Source organism: Mycobacterium sp. JS623 (genome assembly GCF_000328565.1).
Lineage (GTDB): Bacteria > Actinomycetota > Actinomycetes > Mycobacteriales > Mycobacteriaceae > Mycobacterium.
Genome location: NC_019966.1, coordinates 1,729,063 through 1,745,711, shown reverse-complemented (window position 1 = coordinate 1,745,711; position 16,649 = coordinate 1,729,063). Strand labels below are relative to the sequence as shown.

At 58.9% G+C, this 16,649-nt stretch carries 18 protein-coding genes; 11 read left to right on the top strand and 7 right to left on the bottom strand.

From position 1 onward, the window contains the following. Window positions 1-54: 54 nt before the first annotated feature. On the bottom strand, window positions 55-234 hold the full coding sequence (locus tag MYCSM_RS08510) for a Sec-independent protein translocase subunit TatA/TatB (RefSeq protein WP_015305739.1): 180 nt from the start codon (window positions 232-234) through the stop codon (window positions 55-57). Window positions 235-315: 81 nt separating this feature from the next. Here MYCSM_RS08510 and MYCSM_RS37080 point away from each other — a divergent pair, with 81 nt between their 5' ends. Then, window positions 316-528 carry a hypothetical protein gene (locus tag MYCSM_RS37080; RefSeq protein WP_015305738.1) on the top strand — a complete coding sequence of 71 codons (213 nt, stop codon included), beginning with the start codon at window positions 316-318 and terminating at the stop codon, window positions 526-528. Window positions 529-566: 38 nt separating this feature from the next. Here MYCSM_RS37080 and MYCSM_RS08505 read toward each other — a convergent pair whose 3' ends face one another. Next, window positions 567-1,115, bottom strand: a complete 549-nt coding sequence (locus tag MYCSM_RS08505) for a hypothetical protein (RefSeq protein ID WP_157681299.1) — start codon at window positions 1,113-1,115, stop codon at window positions 567-569. 1,424 nt (window positions 1,116-2,539) lie between these two features. Between MYCSM_RS08505 and MYCSM_RS08495 the strand changes: the two genes are divergently transcribed. The 4 genes from MYCSM_RS08495 (at window position 2,540) to MYCSM_RS08480 (ending at window position 5,762) form a co-directional block, all read left to right on the top strand. Beyond that, window positions 2,540-2,920, top strand: a complete 381-nt coding sequence (locus tag MYCSM_RS08495) for a hypothetical protein (RefSeq protein ID WP_157681298.1) — start codon at window positions 2,540-2,542, stop codon at window positions 2,918-2,920. Window positions 2,921-3,355: 435 nt separating this feature from the next. Beyond that, on the top strand, window positions 3,356-4,522 hold the full coding sequence (locus MYCSM_RS08490) for a hypothetical protein (RefSeq protein WP_015305735.1): 1,167 nt from the start codon (window positions 3,356-3,358) through the stop codon (window positions 4,520-4,522). A gap of 224 nt (window positions 4,523-4,746) precedes the next feature. After that, the gene (locus MYCSM_RS08485) at window positions 4,747-5,469 is read left to right on the top strand and encodes a DUF2599 domain-containing protein (RefSeq protein WP_085976560.1); all 723 of its coding nucleotides are present in this window, start codon (window positions 4,747-4,749) and stop codon (window positions 5,467-5,469) included. Window positions 5,470-5,486: 17 nt separating this feature from the next. Beyond that, window positions 5,487-5,762, top strand: coding sequence for a hypothetical protein (locus MYCSM_RS08480; protein ID WP_015305733.1), 276 nt, complete (start codon window positions 5,487-5,489; stop codon window positions 5,760-5,762). Here MYCSM_RS08480 and MYCSM_RS08475 read toward each other — a convergent pair. From MYCSM_RS08475 to MYCSM_RS37070, 3 genes are all read right to left on the bottom strand, one after another. Further along, on the bottom strand, window positions 5,737-6,435 hold the full coding sequence (locus MYCSM_RS08475) for a hypothetical protein (protein WP_041311587.1): 699 nt from the start codon (window positions 6,433-6,435) through the stop codon (window positions 5,737-5,739). The two genes, MYCSM_RS08480 and MYCSM_RS08475, sit on opposite strands and share 26 nt — an antisense overlap. A 15-nt stretch (window positions 6,436-6,450) precedes the next feature. Further along, a complete protein-coding gene (locus tag MYCSM_RS37075; RefSeq protein ID WP_015305732.1) occupies window positions 6,451-6,774 on the bottom strand; it encodes a hypothetical protein in 324 nt (107 codons plus the stop codon). A gap of 134 nt (window positions 6,775-6,908) precedes the next feature. Then, window positions 6,909-8,969 carry a YncE family protein gene (locus MYCSM_RS37070; protein WP_157681297.1) on the bottom strand — a complete coding sequence of 687 codons (2,061 nt, stop codon included), beginning with the start codon at window positions 8,967-8,969 and terminating at the stop codon, window positions 6,909-6,911. A gap of 780 nt (window positions 8,970-9,749) precedes the next feature. Here MYCSM_RS37070 and MYCSM_RS08460 point away from each other — a divergent pair. Then, complete coding sequence (locus MYCSM_RS08460) at window positions 9,750-10,118, top strand: hypothetical protein (RefSeq protein WP_015305730.1); 369 nt, start codon at window positions 9,750-9,752, stop codon at window positions 10,116-10,118. Window positions 10,119-10,126: 8 nt separating this feature from the next. On the opposite strand, the gene MYCSM_RS08455 is transcribed toward MYCSM_RS08460, so the two are convergent. Together MYCSM_RS08455 and MYCSM_RS08450 are read right to left on the bottom strand one after the other, a co-directional pair. Then, entirely contained in the window at window positions 10,127-10,381 is a 255-nt protein-coding gene (locus MYCSM_RS08455; RefSeq protein ID WP_041311576.1) for a helix-turn-helix domain-containing protein, read from the bottom strand. A gap of 736 nt (window positions 10,382-11,117) precedes the next feature. After that, window positions 11,118-12,341, bottom strand: a complete 1,224-nt coding sequence (locus tag MYCSM_RS08450) for a hypothetical protein (RefSeq protein ID WP_015305727.1) — start codon at window positions 12,339-12,341, stop codon at window positions 11,118-11,120. 170 nt (window positions 12,342-12,511) lie between these two features. Here MYCSM_RS08450 and MYCSM_RS08445 point away from each other — a divergent pair, with 170 nt between their 5' ends. From MYCSM_RS08445 to MYCSM_RS08425, 5 genes are all read left to right on the top strand, one after another. Continuing rightward, window positions 12,512-13,129: a hypothetical protein gene (locus tag MYCSM_RS08445; RefSeq protein ID WP_015305726.1), complete on the top strand. Its 618-nt coding sequence runs from the start codon at window positions 12,512-12,514 to the stop codon at window positions 13,127-13,129. Beyond that, window positions 13,126-13,905, top strand: coding sequence for a hypothetical protein (locus tag MYCSM_RS08440; protein WP_015305725.1), 780 nt, complete (start codon window positions 13,126-13,128; stop codon window positions 13,903-13,905). The genes MYCSM_RS08445 and MYCSM_RS08440 overlap by 4 nt, the downstream gene beginning before the upstream one ends. A gap of 5 nt (window positions 13,906-13,910) precedes the next feature. Beyond that, complete coding sequence (locus tag MYCSM_RS08435; protein WP_157681296.1) at window positions 13,911-15,026, top strand: hypothetical protein; 1,116 nt, start codon at window positions 13,911-13,913, stop codon at window positions 15,024-15,026. Beyond that, a complete protein-coding gene (locus MYCSM_RS08430; RefSeq protein WP_015305723.1) occupies window positions 15,023-15,784 on the top strand; it encodes a hypothetical protein in 762 nt (253 codons plus the stop codon). Before MYCSM_RS08435 ends, MYCSM_RS08430 begins: the two co-directional genes overlap by 4 nt. 139 nt (window positions 15,785-15,923) lie before the next feature. After that, window positions 15,924-16,511 carry a hypothetical protein gene (locus tag MYCSM_RS08425; RefSeq protein ID WP_015305722.1) on the top strand — a complete coding sequence of 196 codons (588 nt, stop codon included), beginning with the start codon at window positions 15,924-15,926 and terminating at the stop codon, window positions 16,509-16,511. Window positions 16,512-16,649 lie beyond the last annotated feature (138 nt).

Here is a 16,649-nt window from a genome sequence, read left to right as displayed (position 1 = left end):
CATACGATATTTCGTTGTTTACGATTGTTGTTATCCCTATCGGGGAAGCATTCACTACGCTTCCTCGTGCCTCCTGGTCTTCGCAGTCTTCGCTTCGTCACTAGCCATGCCTTTGCGAAGTTCCTGCATCGACTGGCCGACGCTGCGGGCCAGCTCCGGAAGCTTTCGGCCGCCAACCAGCAGCAATATAACCAGTAAGATAATGATTAATTCGGGCGTTCCTAATCCAAACATGTTTACCCTCGTGTTAATTTCCTGTTCATAATATTATGTTTGTGCTAATGTAGCAATAGAAAAATTTGGAGAAGTAAACGAATGGCAACTTATAACTGTAGTGACAGTACCGATAATGCTTATGGCGCCGGCTCATTTGGCACTTGCACCGGCCAATCGGTCGGCGCACCAAACACCGGCCTCTTCGAGCAAGTGATGAGCGGCGGCACGTTCACGATTTTGGTACCGCTTGCGGCCGCAATAGTCGTTGCACTTATTGCATCCCTGTTGATTCGAAACCGCAGAAAGGCTTGAGCGGCCCGAATGCCTAGCCGAAAGCCCGCTGCCTCGAACTAGCTTTTGGAAAATGCGTCGGGAGGAAAGACAGGATCGGACTTATATATCGACTGCCGCCGTAACATCTTCTTGGGTTTAAGCTTCGCGGCGTCATTTGACCCGGCATGGACATGGATCCTTATGCGCTTGGGTATCGTCGTTTGATTCTTGGCGTTAATGACGAGAATGGCCTTGTTGTGGGCGGTTATCGTAAATGGTTGGAAACTATCGCCTGTAAAACCCGAGAATTCAACCTTCTCTTTACCGTAGACAACGTTTTGTCGATGATCACGCTCGAATAGAGCGATAAGGTTGACCGTACCCGTAGTTCGCCCGATGTTCCGAATCAGTAATTTGATCCCTTGGCGCTGCCTATCGATCGTCGCGCCCATTACCCATATAACGCCGCCCTTGCGAAATATACGCAGACTGACACGAGTAGTGCCAAACCAAAGGACGATTGCGATCGCGGCTGGTATGACGACCTTCGTCCACTCCTGAGCAATCCAATCCGTCACGCGGTTTGCAAGAACGGTGTTAGCTGCCTCAAACAGTAGTGCGCCCACTCCGCTGCCCTCACTTTCCGTGTAGGCAGCGACAGGTTTTGACCTCGCCCCACTTCGCGTCGCTCAGCGCAGTCAGTTCACACGGATTGCCACATTTCCCAGGACTACACGTGTTCCAGCTCGGCGGACCACAGTGAGTCGGCGAAAAATGGATGAGCGCCCGCTTCAAAGGGTCGAGCACGACTAGTTGCGCGTTGAGGGGATCACCCAACCATGCGCCAACGAAGTCAGATATTTCTGTATTCTGCGGGACGGCAATTCCTTGCTGACCGGTTTCGTCAGTAAGGAACATCGTGAACCACTCAGACTCCCCCAAGAATTCGCCATCCTGCCACCCATACGGTACCTGCCGCCAAGCTTCTGTCGGCCAGACGGGAAAGAAGGCACTGCTGAAGGCATCTATTATTTCTGGGTTCTCCTGGATATCAGCCAATTCGTCTCCGCTGAAGAGCTTATCTCCGAGTTGTTCGGCAAGCCAGAGAAACGGTATCGGATTCGTGGGCGAAGGTAGATCTGATATGAACCCCGGAACATTTTGAAGGATCGGCACTAACCGATTCACAATTGAGACCTCCCCATAATGGCCTGGCTGCGCGACCAGTCCGTCGAGAAGCAGCATACGGCGGAACGCACTGCGATAGCTGGCAAATCGCCGCGAGGCGACGTGGCCGGATGCAGCCCTTTAGTTAGTGATAGCGGCGCATGAAATGGTCGCCGCTGGGCATCGTGGGTGATCTGGGCGTAGCCGTTTGATCCCGGTCCATCTCCGAGGGGGAAGGCATGTTCGTCGCCAGCGTGACGTCCTCGACCGTGGTCGCGTAGGCATCAGAAGTTGTCGATCTTGCGCAGGCAGCCCCCACCGCTGGTCGGCCCCGTTGTACGTGAACAGCAGGTACAACCATTTGCCTGGGGTTGTGGCCGCAGGCGCGGGTAGGTCGGAGGAGAAGCGGAACGCTCCAGCAGAGCCAACGTGAATGTGAGTGTCTGAGAGCTGCCGTTGTCCTTGATCCAAAGCTTCGGCTCCTCGCCGCTTTGTGGTGCACCCGTCGGCCGTTCAACGTCAGTGCTGCGGCCTGCGCAGACCATCGGTATATGTCATAAAGCGTCAGATCCGGAGCGACGGCACTTGCCGATGATGTCAGTATATTTAATACGGGGGATCATCCGTTTGTTTTGAAGCGTTTGCGAAAATGACGTATTACCATTGACTTCATAAGCGTTTTGTGTTATTATTTAGCTGTCCTAAGTTGAGGTGAACTCCTGGGACGTTAATTGACAAGCAGGCAGCACAAAATGAGGCTCCGTCTCTTTATCGAGAGCCGAAGCCTCATCTTGTGTGCATAGAAAGACACACGCTCGCTGAGGCGAGTGGCATCCCCGCTAGAGATGTGGAGAGAGCATGAACAATGCAGCACGATATAAGTGTGGCAACATACGTCGTCTACACGGACCATGACCATTTTGGTGGCGGCTACGGAACGCGTCAGGTCGATGTTCGAGATCCCCAGCTAGATGTGCGATACGCTTCAGGCAATACGACGATGTTTATGTACTACGACGTCCTGACGGCCTTCATTCCAGTTGGGCGTCGACGGATCGAAACCAAAAGCGGCCACATCAAATGCAGTTGCTCGTACGTCATCGACGGACAAGTGCTGGATGTCGATGCCCTTCGAGCGCAACCTGGTGATCATTCCGCCTTGCTGGCATACATGGAGAGACACGGACGAAGCGCCCTTCGGCTTCGTAACGGCTACACCGACGTGTACTTTCCCGAGCACCAGCGGCTGATCAGCAGTTGTTGACGAGCCGAGCGAATCTGGCAAGTGGCCATGGGTGAAAACCTGAGAGCCGCGGCCGCACCGTGTGTTTTCTGACCCATGTCTGCTTGTCATATTCGCTTCCATGGATGTGTCCATGCTGACGAGTCCGAAAGGACGAAAAGCGAGAGTCAATTCCTGCCGCACGATTCTGCCGTGAAGTCAGTCTTTGATCCGCTCGGCCAGGACGAGAATGACTTGACCGCAGCGCTTGATTTCATTGTTGCCTACTGCCGACCCGCGGCACTCAAGCATGTGCAGGCCCAGCAGGTTTGCTCGGCGCTCCAAGTAACGATACCCGGCGGTGGAGAATCCCAGCGACGCCAAAATTGCGCTTCTCAAAACCGGTTTCGGTCTATTTGGAAGCCTCGCGGTTCGGTGCAAGGGATCGGTGTCGGTCGTGGCTCATAGGCTCTCTCCATGAGTAAGTACCGCGGCGGCCCGAAGCCATGGGACAAGCCGGACGATCAGGGTCGAAGTCTGGACACTCGCCAATTTCCGGAATTGAACGCAACGTTCTACACAGCCCGACCGGCTGACCTCATCAACATGCGGATCAACATGTTGTCGCTCGTCGCGTGTAGCGACGAGGTACTGGCGTCGGCGTTTGCATCTGAGCGGCGCATCGGTGACGTGTTCATTCCGGGGGGAGACTTGCCAAGCGCCGATGACCGTGATCGCTACCTCCAAATGGAAGCGATGATGATCGTGCACCATGCCTCAGAGGCCCTCCTGCGGCTGTTCTTCGCCCATGTCGACCACCCCGAATGTCCGTGGATAAGCATGTCGGCCTCAACGAACTTCAACGAGTTCAAGGATCGAGTAGGTGCAGAGCTGAAGGCCGGCTTTAATCCCGAGCAGATCGCGACAGTGTTCCTCGGTGGAAGCGACCCCAACGACGCGGCAATCGAAGTGACACAGGAAGAGTTCAACCAGTCAGTCGAAGGTGTGGACCGGCTGCTGTGGGATTGTGCCCTGCGCATCCTGCAAGATGCGTTCCTGTACAACGGCGTCAAGCATGGCCTGACCGCGATTGCCCTCAGCGACAAGTCGTCCAAGATGACATGGACAGTCGGTGAAAAAAATATCGTGATTCACCGCGGCGCGCTCCACGCATTCCTTCACCGCTTGCGGTTCCCGACCGCCAAGAAGAACGAGAAGCAGTGGTTCTTCTCGATTGCCGACGCCAACCCCCAGCGCGACGTTGCGGTCACGCGGTACATCGCGGCGGCCATCGGATCGTTGTGGGCGGTCGCCAGACGTCGCTACATGGGTGCGCCGGGATCAATACTCTGCTTCAGCAAGGACTCGGTAGAAGTGGCGATTTATCTGCCAATCGAGCAGTCGTTGAACGCTATGAAGCGGATGACCTCGGAGCTGGCGAAGCTGAAGAGCGATGGCGAGGTCGACGGCATCGAGATCGATTTCGAGGGCTACAACATTCCGGACAAGTGGGAAATGTCTGAAGAGACGCCCCAGAAGAGCCGCCGCGTGCAGCTTCCGGTCCGTCAACAGGACAAGAAAATCTATTCGATGAGTAACCGGTCCTATCTTCCGTTTAGCCCCAAGGGGTTTCAGTCGGGATAGCTGCGCCCGAGATTCCCCATCTGGTTCCCGGGAGCCTGACAATGGGACTTGCTGCCAGCGAAGCCATGCACGCATCCGACCCCCGGCTCCCCTCGACTACGCGCTGGTGACCTAATCCGAAACGAAAGCTCCATCTTCCGGACCACTCACTTCTCCCCAGTTGCCGTTAAACTCGGCTGCGACCGTGCGCGGCACGGAGCGATTACACAGACGTGGGGGCTTTTGTGATCCGTCGCATCAAAGGCACGACTGCCATCCTGGCAACTCTCGTCGTGCTTCTGGCAGCCATTTCGATGCCAGTTGCATCTGCTGATACCCGTCTACAGGTGCAATGGACTGGGATCGGCATTTACCCGCAGAGCGCACCGGCCATGGGTTCCGGACAGGTAGGCGCTGCCTTAGGTGACGGAGCATGGGTAACCGTGGTTTGTGAGCAACAAGGCCAGCCTGTCGGTAACGGCGACAAGGTTATTGACGTATGGGATCGTCTCGACAATGGGGCCTGGTTGCCGAACGCTTTCCTCAAGACAAGCGCCGACGGGTGGACACCAGGTGTTCCGCGATGCAGTGACTACCTGCATAAAGCCGCCGTGCCCGCGCCTGATCGCTCCGCCAATCAAGGCGACGTCCAAAAGGCAGTCAATTCTCCTTGCGGGGATTACATCGAATCATGGAAGTGGATTGACCGCGGCGGTGTCAAAGCGCTGGCAGTTACCCCAACCACGTGTGGCTTCTTCGCCGCGTTTGCCAATGTTCAGGGCTCGTTCGACGAGCTGTATCACAAGGCGAATCTCAACTGGGGCGGCGACCAATACTGGAGTGGGTGGAATCAGTGGGCCTGCCACGCAAGCTTTTGGTGGACCCGCGACCGCACAGAGTGGCATCTCGAACCAAGCCGCCCGAACGTCGGCTTCTGGCCGACCGTTTTTAGCCAATGCAATCCGTGATATTCTTGAATAAGTAAATGATTATCGTTCCACTAATTATTTTGACCTTAATTATCGCGGTGTGGGGCCGACGTCGTCAGCGCTATAAAACAATACTCACAATTGCCATCGCGGGGTTGGTCGTTGCAACCGCGGGCATCATCGGCATAAACATAACTGCCGATTACCGAGACACCCACCTTGATGTGCACGGCTTAAGCGTGTGGGGGCTGTCGACGATGTTCATATTCGGTGTCGGGGCGCTCTTGATAGCGATTGCGGCAGCCCTCACCTTGTTCGGCGCCCGTCGCTAAACTCTCTTCGGTACCGTGGCCGCCAGCTGCGACTGCGGACGTTTGGACTTGTGGACAGCGTTGCAAGTATCGATAGATTGGCGTACCCGCCGAGCATGATGCCCGGGGTCGTTTGCTTGCAATGGAACAATTGGTGGTATGAAACGCATCTCGGCGCAGGCCTACCAGGCGCTCCGGGACGCGCTGCCAGGCCAGGTGCCAGGTTGCCCGCTTTAAACACGATGCCGATCGCATCGTCTGATGTTTTCGTGTAGCAATCCGCTTGCCCTAAGTCGTCGAAATCGTAGGGGTTTGAGTTCGTGAAGCCACCGACATAGACGGTGGCGCGCGGGTCCTTGGTGTAGTAGAAAACTGTCAGCTGCTTGCCCGTCAACGTCTCGTATGGATCGCCAGGCAGGCTCGTTGCTGTCACCAGCGAGTACTTGTCCGTCGTCGACTCCGCGAGAACCGTATTGACGGTCGTATTCGATCCACCCAGCGCCCGTGTATTGTCCGGGTCGAATGATCGCATGTACTCGACGTCGGTTAGCGTTGTTCCGGAAACGTTTGTCAGAGTCACCGTGGTCTTGTAGGCCGTATCGTTCACGCCGAGGGTATGAACTTGGCTGACGGCCAACGTATTGTCAACCGTCCCTTTGAACGTGCCGGACAGCGTGGTTCCCGTGGATCCCATGAAAACCACAGACTATTACGCAATCATTGCAATAATTCGGATGGTGATCAATATGATCGAGACAATGAATAATGCCCACAAAACGCGCATGCTTGCTGTCCACTCATACACAAATCCTGATTTACGGCTTCTAAAGTACACGGTTCCAGTACAGAGCAAGATCAAAGCAATCGGAGCGACAGTGATCGAGAGAATAGTGACAAGGCCTATTTTGCGAAATTTGGAGATGAACTCGTAACGCTCGTCTGAGCGCTTATACCAGCGGTCGGGAAGATGCTCGTCTTGCGCGGCTGCGTTATTGACGTCAGATTGGTCAGGAGTCAGAGAATCGTTTTGCATGTTTTTATGTTTGCATTGTAGCATGATTATTGCGTTTTATTCACACCACCTTCATCCATTCCGAACCCGTGACTCCACCACAAATACGGGGTAAGTCACACCGACACGCCCTATATCAATAGGTAACTGATGAACTACAGACCGAAAAATGAATTGGTTAGGAATGCCAGCGCACCAAGGCCTATCGTTACCGCAGCGGCTACCGGGATTGCCGGAGCGGCAACAACGAAACCGCTACCCACCGCGAGTGTAAGCCCTAACGTGGTGGCACCTGCCAATCCGCCAAGGATGGTCAGGGTGCCGCTTACGGGATGTCCGTGGGTGCCTTCGTACGTTCCGGAAAATACATCGATCGCAGATGAAACAATCCCGAATGCACCGCGTAGCGCCGTCACGGCGATCGGAACCGCGCGAGCACCGACATCGCCGATAACATCCAACGCAGAGTCTGCAATACCCGCTATTTGACGGAACACTCCATTAATGGGGTTCAGGAATAGGTCAATGAATCCGCTGAGACCACCGTTTCCGGTGTTGCCCCCGCCAGAATTATCGCCTCCACCAGACCCTCCCCCGGAGTCGGAACTGTCGGCCGGAGCTTGTATGACGGCCACTTCACCCCTGGACGTCACGTAAATCCGCATCCCGTCCGGGCTAACGAGAATGCCGTCGGGAATCGCCCCTACGGCAAAATTCGCGATCGCCTGACCGGATTCAGCTTCAATGACGGTCACACCGCTATGCTGAGTATCTGACTCGCTTGCATAATAGGACTGAACGTAAAGATACTTCCCGTCGGGACTGATTTGCATTTGCATTGCGGTGGTATTTAGCGGTACCGGGTGACCAATAACGCTATTAGTGGCCGCATCGATGGCGAACAGTTGACCCGGTCCAGCCGAATCAGAGGCGATTGCGTATAGACGATCTCCTGCAGGTGACAAGACTAAATTCCCTGTGCTGGCGACCGGAAGCGTTGTCAGAACACTGTCATTAGAAAGATTGAAAACGGTAAGGCCCCGATCGCCGGCGGCGTTACTGGCGTTCACATATAGGCGTGTACCTGCTTGGTCTACGGCCGATCCGGCGTCCAACGTTCCTGCAAGAGGAACAGTGGCAACGATCGTGTTATCTTCCGTGTTGAGAACCGTCAACCGCGCCGACGTAACAACCCCATCGTCGTTATAGAAGTTGCTCGTCACGTATAGGTGTTGGCCGTCTTTGCTCAGAAGTGCGTTCGTCAGCCGACCGCCAACCGTGACGCTTGGTGATATGACCGAATTGGTGGCCGGATCAACCGTATACACCGAAGCGCTATATTTGGATGACGGAATGAATGACGAGTTGCCATACGTGTTGTAAACCGCGTCGCTGCTAAATCGATCCACCACGTATAATTTTGAACTGTTTGGAGAAAATAAGAGCGAACTCGGACCGCGCTTATCCACGATTGCATCGCCAGTCGGCGACAAATTCGACAAGTCTGATATGTCTAGGCCGATCACATCACCGAGCGGCTCGGCGCCGCCGTGCGGTACCGGCACTGTTCGGAGGTACATATATTTGCCATTGGGGCTAATGATTATGTCGGCCGGATGTAGAACAGGAAGCGGGGCAGTACTCGTGAGCGTCGCTGTATCAATGAACTGGATGCTGTTAGCCTCATAATTTGCAACCGCAAGGAGCTTGCTATCAGGAGTTATTGCCGTGGCGCCGCCTCCGTTATAGCTCCCCGCGGAGACGCTGCCGACGGGGATCGTCGCAATCACGCCCGGTGCGGTTAAGGCGGTCGCCGAAGCGGCCACCATCCCGATTGCTTTCGGCTCGGTAGAGCGCACACCTGCATTTCCGGCGGCAGAACTGAACTGTGTGGAATCAGAGATCGCGGTCTTCTTAGCCGATGTCCCCGTGTTATCGCCAGACGTCCTGTCGGGCGCGCCCGAGCTGACATCATCGGCGCGATGCATTGACTGCGTCAGCGGTTGCGCGCTATCGGCGACCGACCGCGCGACGTCAGTGTCAGCGTCGGCGACCGAATGCTGATCTTTGCCTCCACTTCCGGCTGGATGATGCACAAGACCGCCGCTGCTCAACGGAGCAGATGGTGATAACGAGTCGGTTTCTGCACCTTTTGACTCGGTCCTGTTCTTCGAGGCGTTAGACACGCCTGCCAGATTGGTCGTCTCATTGCTCACCACGTGCGCCGGCTTCGAGGTATCGGTGCTGGAAGTCGCACTATTGGTTGTCTGTCCGCCCGACGACGTTGATGACGGTGAACTGGAGGAGCCACCAGTATCGGCACTCGCAACACCTGCGGCGCTGGTCGCAAGCGCCGCGCCGACACCTACTGTGAGTGCCCCCGCGCCGAGCCAGACGCTAACCGCGCTATAGCTGTCGATCGGCCTCTTACGACGGTGGCGGCCCTTCGCTCGACGTGACGAAGTGGAGGTGCGGTGCTTTGCCATGGTTTCCCTTCAGCCCCACCAGTAGAGCAGCCGACCGATAGAAGGGTCGCTGGTGGCGAGGCAGACTATGCATAGCATGGCGGCCCACCGTTTGCCACCAGATTGCGTCGATGTAGTTACCGCGTGTCAGCAAAAATTTTCGTGCGCGTAACTGAGCGTTTGTACTGCATATTGTCGCTACTGCCGCATCGCCCAGTCGCTCGGCGAAACCTTGACCCGCTGCAGAGGAAGTTTGCCTGCAAAGCTGATGCCTTCCGAGCTCCGTGTTTGCTCCATAGGCAAAGGCTTTGAGTCGAAGCGACGTAGAGCGCGGATCCGCGCCACGATTCAGCGCGCTTGACGTTCACACAGTTCGTCACGAAATCCCTTGCACTGCAATCAAGCCCAGCCTGTCCTGCCTTGTCTTAGGGTCACGTCCCGGATAGCATCGCCCGTCCTGAAGGGCATTAACCATCCCTGAGCTGCAGATTCGCGGCACACGGGAGATCTTGGCCTGCGGAAGGCGAACCAATGACGAATGAAGACCAAAACGATGGCGGACGCCTCGAGCTGTGCCCATTCTGGTGCATCGGCGAACACGACCAGGACGATGACGATGCCAGTCGACGCCACGTATCGCGCAGCGTGCTGGTGCCGGGCATCGCGCTCATACCCCCACAAGGGTTGAATGCGATCGGCACGACTGACGCGCGTATCGATCTGCCTGGCGGCGAACAGGCCGTCGGCGTCATGCTTAGCGTCGTCCTCCACGGCAGGACCGGCTCGCCATTGACGTGGGTCTACCTCGGCGACGGTGGCCGCAACGGTTGGGACATCAGCAGCGAGACAACCTGGCTACTGATTGAGGCCGTGAAGGAGCTACTCAACGAATTGCCGTGACGCCCCGACTATTCGGATGGTACCGGTAGGCCTGAAATGAGCTGTCCCGCATCAATGTCCAGTCCGGCCGCGATCTTCAAGATGGTCTCGAGGCGCAGACTGCGCTGACCGCGCTCGACCTTGCCCAACTGTGTCCAGTGAATGCCGCAGCGCACGGCGGCAGCTTCCTGGCTCAGGCCAAGTTCCATCCGGCGGTCGCGCACCCGTTCGCCGAACGCACGCGTCGTCTCACTTAGGGCGTCCTTGGCCCGCTCAACCGCCATGACCCCAACCACATACGGCCCGGGCGAAATCGACCAGAGCGTGACGTACCCATGTTTGTTACTCCCATGTTTAATGTACGCGTGCCTAAACAACCCATGTGTGTTGCGCCCATGCGTAATGACCCTTACGATGGCCTGACCGGCCACTAGACCGGGATTCTGACGACGTTTTCTGCCCCTATCAGGGCAAGAAGGGGGATGGCCGATGGCCACGCCTGTATTTAAGTCCGTCCTACTCGGCGGTCTGGCCGCTGTGGCGCTCAGCCTGGCACCGACGGTGCACGCAGACGACAGCAAGCTTCCGCCCGGAGCGCCGATCATCCGGACGGCAGACCGTGGGATGGCGCAGGCAGGGCCGAGCGACGTCCGGATCGCTAAGAAGGGCGAAGTTCAAGGCGGAGCGGCTTCGGCGGGCGCGCCGGTACTAATCACCGACGGGAATCCAGCACCCGCCGCGTGTAATCCGATCGAGAAGTTCCAAGACCCAATTCTTCCCTCTTGCAGTTAGCAAGTGTCGATGAGGTGGCGCGCGCGAGGGCGGGTACGACGGTCAAACTCAACGATGGCAACGCGGCATGCTGCCGTCGGTGACGGGCGAGGCTGGCGTCGTTTGCTCACCGGGACAGACCAACGCCAGCACAATCATCCAGTGCGATTGATCGCTAAATCTGCGACAATGACAGAGGGCGCGGGGTCGAAATGCCTTGCGCCCCTTGTCCAACTTGGTATGTCTCCTCTAATCCTCAGGTGACTCGACCGAGCGGAGATACTCGGCGATGTCGATGTCGATGCCCAACGCTTTGGCGACGAAGGCGAGTAGTCCGAAAGGCAAATCCATCGCAAAACCATCGTTGCCGACCTCGATGTGCGCGCGTTTCTTCGCATCCTCGTCAGAAGAGCTTGCCGTCCAGATATCTGCGTTGTCGATCTCCACCATCAACTGCGCGAGGATAACCAGTGATCGGTCCAGGGTTTTCCAGAAAACGTCAGTGGGTTCGCCTTCTTGTAGGTCAAAGAAGAGTTTTCCGGTCATGCGCAGCTGCTTCACGTGATCGTCGGAAACCCGCAGTGGCCCCCAAGTTGTCAACCCGCGCAAGAAAGTGTCTGAACTCGCTGCGAGCGACACGTAGTACTTGGCGCCCAACCAGCGATCGAACGCGATCCAGCGGTGCAACCGGTCCCAGGGGAAGATCAGGCCGCCAGTGTGGAGAAGCTCCCTGTCGAAAAGTTGCGCATACTGGTCGTAAAACAACCCCCCGACCGCCCGGACGACGGCTTTCAGTATCTCCCCAGGTTGGTCGGTGACGGGAACGCCGATCTGCTGCAGCGCTTCCACGAGGTTGGGCATCGTCGCCGACAAGACGTGCGCGGTCACAAACTTGTCGAAGTAGGCATCCTTGCCGTACATAAAGAGAAAATTGATCCGATGGATCTTTTCGACATTCGACAGCTTCAAGATGTTGGTCGTCTCGACGGCTTCGAGTTCGCCGTCGAGCCAACAGAGGGAGCGCGTCAACGTCGTGACCTTGAACGCAAACATCTCCAGCGTGGCTTTTGACCTCCTGGCGTACATGGCCTCACTCATGCCGTTCAATCGATCGCGCGCCGCGAGTCGACGTTCGGTCAGTCCAAAACCGAAGTCGCCGTCGAGATTGAGCTCGTGGTAGAGGATGAGCCAGTTTTGGCTTTCGTAACCGCCACGTGCTACTTCCGAACTGCGGTACTGCGCGACAACGCATTTCAGCGCCTCGACGGTTGCGACGGCCAGATCGACGCCAACACCTCGGCGGCGGCGGTACTCATCCTGACTGATCCATAACCGCTGCAATGTCGGCCCCGCCTTGCGCACCTTGGACGGCGTGATGCCTTCACGCTTCTTCAATTCCTCAAGCTCAAACCAGACCTCCGCTAGGGTCGGTGGCGGCAAAACAACGGATGCGTCGTCGCCGGGTGTCGTCACGCGCCCATTACATCATTCAGCCTCAGCGCACCACCCCAGATAGCGTCCCGTTTTGCGGCTGAATCCGGCCTCTAAGTGGCCCCTGAACCGGCCTGTCGCCGCAACGCAATCTCCGGCTGAATCGAAGCAAGCCGCCACGGCTGTCGATTCGACCGAAAGGAGACCTGCGCATGGACGACGACATTGACGTCAAGGCGACGGTTCACACTGTCGACGCCGCGCTCAGAGAGTACGAGAGCGCCACCGTCGATGCCGCTACTGACGTCACGATTCTGCTCGGCATCGGACCCAAGCAGCTGAGCCAGACCGCCCCGAACCTGCGCGAGCTGCGCACCGAGATCGTCCGGCTCAGAAGCGAACTCCACGGCATACCAGTCACTCCCACCCGCCATCACGATACGTCGGGCGCCTTATTCGGCGACGAGGAAGCCGAGTCGGCACGTTATCTCCTGCGCTCGGCGATCCGTCTGGCGCACGACCGCGCCTATACGACCCGCGACGAGATGGCGGTCGGCGAAATCGCCTACACGGCCGTCACTGTGTACGGCGGCTTGTCGCCGCTTGCAACTCGTTTGGCCTACGCCGACCACGTCTCGGCGTACGAGGCGGTCGCGACGCTCGGTCGCCCCCTGAAAGTTCACCGCGACTTCGTCGTGCGCTGCGCCGTGCTCGGACAGGGCGAGGCCCTCAACGCTGAGTACGACTCGGATGTGCCCGCCTCGGTCGCCGTCGAAGCCTGGCTAGGTGAGGCCCGCTCGATCCACAACTGCCAAAGGAGAAAACCATGAAATCTGTTGCAGCGGCGATGGGTGCCGCGATGGTCGTTGCCGGGTTGTCCGGCTGCGGCCACAGTGCAACGCACGAGCTGGACCATGCGCAACAAGTACTCGCGACCTGTCCGCCGAATGACCAAAAACTCGCGGCGCTCGTGACTAGTGACGAGTCCGGCACGCGCCGCGGCTCGACGGCCGAACCGGCCCAACAAGAGGTCATCCGCAAGGCGGTCGAGCGAACGGCGATCTGCGGCGGCCACTTTCGGCTGTCACTGTTCGCCGGTGGCGTCGTCACCGCAGGCGTCTACGACGGCGACCTCAAACTGGAAGGCGCGACCGAGACGGCGCGGCTTCGCAAAGCACCCAAAGTCATTGACACCACTATGGCGGCGATCAACGGGGCGCTGCCGTCGGCGCTGGAGCGCCTCGATGGCGGCCAGACCGATATCGTCGGCCAGCTACAGCCCGCCCAGCAGTACCGGGACCAACTGAGCGCCAATGGGCAGCACTACCAGCTCGACCTTTCGGAGCTGACCGACGGTATCGAGACCGCCCAGGTCGATCTGAGCGATCCAGCGTTAAGCAGCGCGCAGGCCGAGCAGCTGGCTACCACTGTGTCCGTTCCCGATCTGTCGGGTGCGCGTGTGCGGGTGATCGGAGTCGGGCGCAAGGCGGACGGCGAGCAGTTGCCGACGCCGTACGTCGAGGCGCTGCGGGCGTTCCACCTCGCGGTGTGCACGCGGACCCGCGCGACAACGTGCGTGGCTGTCACCGATGCGGCTGGAGCCTGACGGTGGTGCAGATCCCGCGTCGCAAGCAGGACAGTGGCAGGCCGCTGCCGCCTGACAGCAGCCCCCGATTGACGACCGTCCTGGAGACCAAGGCTCAGGTACGTCCAAGTCACATCGGTCCGACCTATCTGGAACTGGAGTTCGACGCCCGTCGCGACGAGCAGACCGATCTGTTTCGTGCCACGGGTGTGAAGGCCGCCCGAAGCTCCGCGGTCGACGCCAAGGGCCGTGAGTTTGGAGCGGACCAGGCGCGCACCGTCGCGACGAACGACATGGCGGTGGTTGAGAAGGCCTGCGCCGAGTACCAGCAGGCGCGGGAGCTGCTGAGCCGTTACACGCACCGTAAGAGCACGTCGTCCATCGGCTACATGGCGCGGACGGGCGGGCTGCTGTTCGGTGACGTCGCTGGCCTCGGGACGGCCGCTGTGGCGCTCGGCGAGTTGCCCGCGCTGGCCTGCGTTCAGGCCGTCGCGGCCGGCACTGCCACGATCACTGCCGGCTTGGTCGGGACTCACCTGCGGCACCGCCACGATGCCACCGAACGCCAGCGCCAACTCGAACACTTGCCTAAAGACCTTGAGTCATACCGACACTTATTTCTGGGCATCACAAACAGCGGCATCAGCGCCGCCATTTTCGCCATCGCGGCAAGCATCATGGCGCTCATCGCGCTGGGCGTGGGAACCCTGCGGATGAGTGTCGAGGGCATTGCCTCGGGTATCACGTTCGGGGCGCTCGCGGCCGCAATCGCGATGGCTAGCTTTGTCAACTCATGGCACCACGCCGATCTCGTGGCCGACATCGTCGAGAACGCCGACCGCACCTACCGGCGAGCCATCAAACGGCACCAGAAGCTTGCCGAGGCGGCGACCATCCGCAACCAGGCGCGTAGCAGCGAGGAAGCCAGCTCGATCACGACCGAACATGTCCAGCGCGGCACCGCTGCCAGCTGGCGGGTGGAGGCGCTCAAGCAGCAGGCCTTGCTGGCGAATCCAGATGTAGTTGGCCACGGCCTGCCTGCATCGATCCGATCGACTCGGATGCCGCCGACGAACGGCCAGAAGCCCGAAGACGTCAAGGTCACCGCTCGTAGCCCGCGGCGAAACGGGACCGGGCGATGACGACCAACGACACCACCATGTCGCTGCAGCGGGCAGCCGTGCTGGACCAGGTGCTGCTGCAGCAAGAGCTTATGCGCGCCAATGGGAATCGCGGTGATGGGCTGGGCAACCGGTCGGCCACTGCTGCTTATGAGGTCAACGACTATCTGTCCCAGATCACCCTTGGCGATCCCGGGACGTGCGGCGACAAGGCGACGACGACCTTCGTCGTCACCGACAACTCCGGCAGTGTCTGCGGCCCGGGTGGCAACGACCCGACCAGCCAGCGACACGACGAAGCACTGCTCACGATCCGCCATGTAGCGGCGGCTTGCACCTGCGGGCGGGATCGGGTGGCACTGCTGCCCTTCGACCAGCCCTCGCTGGGCCTGGTGCTCCCGCAGTGCTTGGACGGGAATGGGATCCGGCGGTTGAAGCGCGGCATGGTCATCGCCGAACGCACCGGCGTCTCCAGCTCGCTCCTACCGGCCCTGACATTCGCGGAGCGCCTGGCCAAGCTGACGCCCAACCACGCGGCCATCGTCGTGCTATCCGACTTCGAGCTCACCGACCCCTATCCCAACCAGGAGCTCGAGCGCCTGGCGAACTTCCCCGGATACGTCCACGTTGTCGTGCTCGGCGGGTTCACCCCCGGTCAGCTGGAGGACGACGAGCGGGTGGCGATCTCGGAGATCACGCCGGAGTCGCAGCCAGGCGAGGTCGCCCACGCGATCTTCGACGGCCTGACCCACTATCGGCAGGGGGTGGTCGCTCGCTAAGCCATCGCGCAATCCGGATCCCCACCTAGGGGCCGGACAACTCCAGAAACAGCCACCAAGGCACCACCCAAGACACCTAGCGGGTGGATGCCCTAACCCTCTGCACCCAAAAACCCGTATGAGACAGGAGCTTTGACCAATGCCCAACCACCACAGCACCGACATGCATCGGTCGGTACTGGCGGCCACCAGGGCGCTGCACGCCAGCCGTCTGAGTGACCAGATCGCTGAGGCGGCCGCCAAGCTCAGCGACTTCATCGAGGAGATGGCACATGCGACAGCCGATGAGGTCGGCTTCGGCTACGTGCTGCGATCGAATGCGCCGAGTACCTACCCAGCGCTAGTTGCGGCCTATAAGCACAGCTTGACAACTGGTGCGCCGCTGCCGATCTCGAGCGAGAACAGCGACGCGGTGATCTACACCAAATCGGATGTCAACTTTGCCTTGCGCTTCTGGCACGACATCAACCACGTGCGGCATGGGTTGAGCTTCGACTTGGTGGACGAGTTGGAACTGTCGCTGTGGCACCTGGGCGAACTGGAGAAGGCCGGACACCAGCCCGGTTCTTTGGTCTGGCGGCTGTTGCACGCCGATCTGACCGGGCAGGCCTACGTCCAGGCGTTCGCCAGGCGCTTTCCGTTCGACCAGCGGCGGTTCGTGACCGGCTGTGTCACAGCCGGATTCGACGGCGGCCTCCTCCATGAACTGCGGAATGGCACATCGTGAGCTCGGACAGTCCTCCCCGCTGGATCGACCGGCTCATCGGGTGGTGCTGGGGCATTCTGGGCGGAGCCATCGCTCTCTACTGCGCGGTGAAACTGCTCCATGCCATCTTGCCGGCGCTCATCGTTGTCGTCGGAGCAC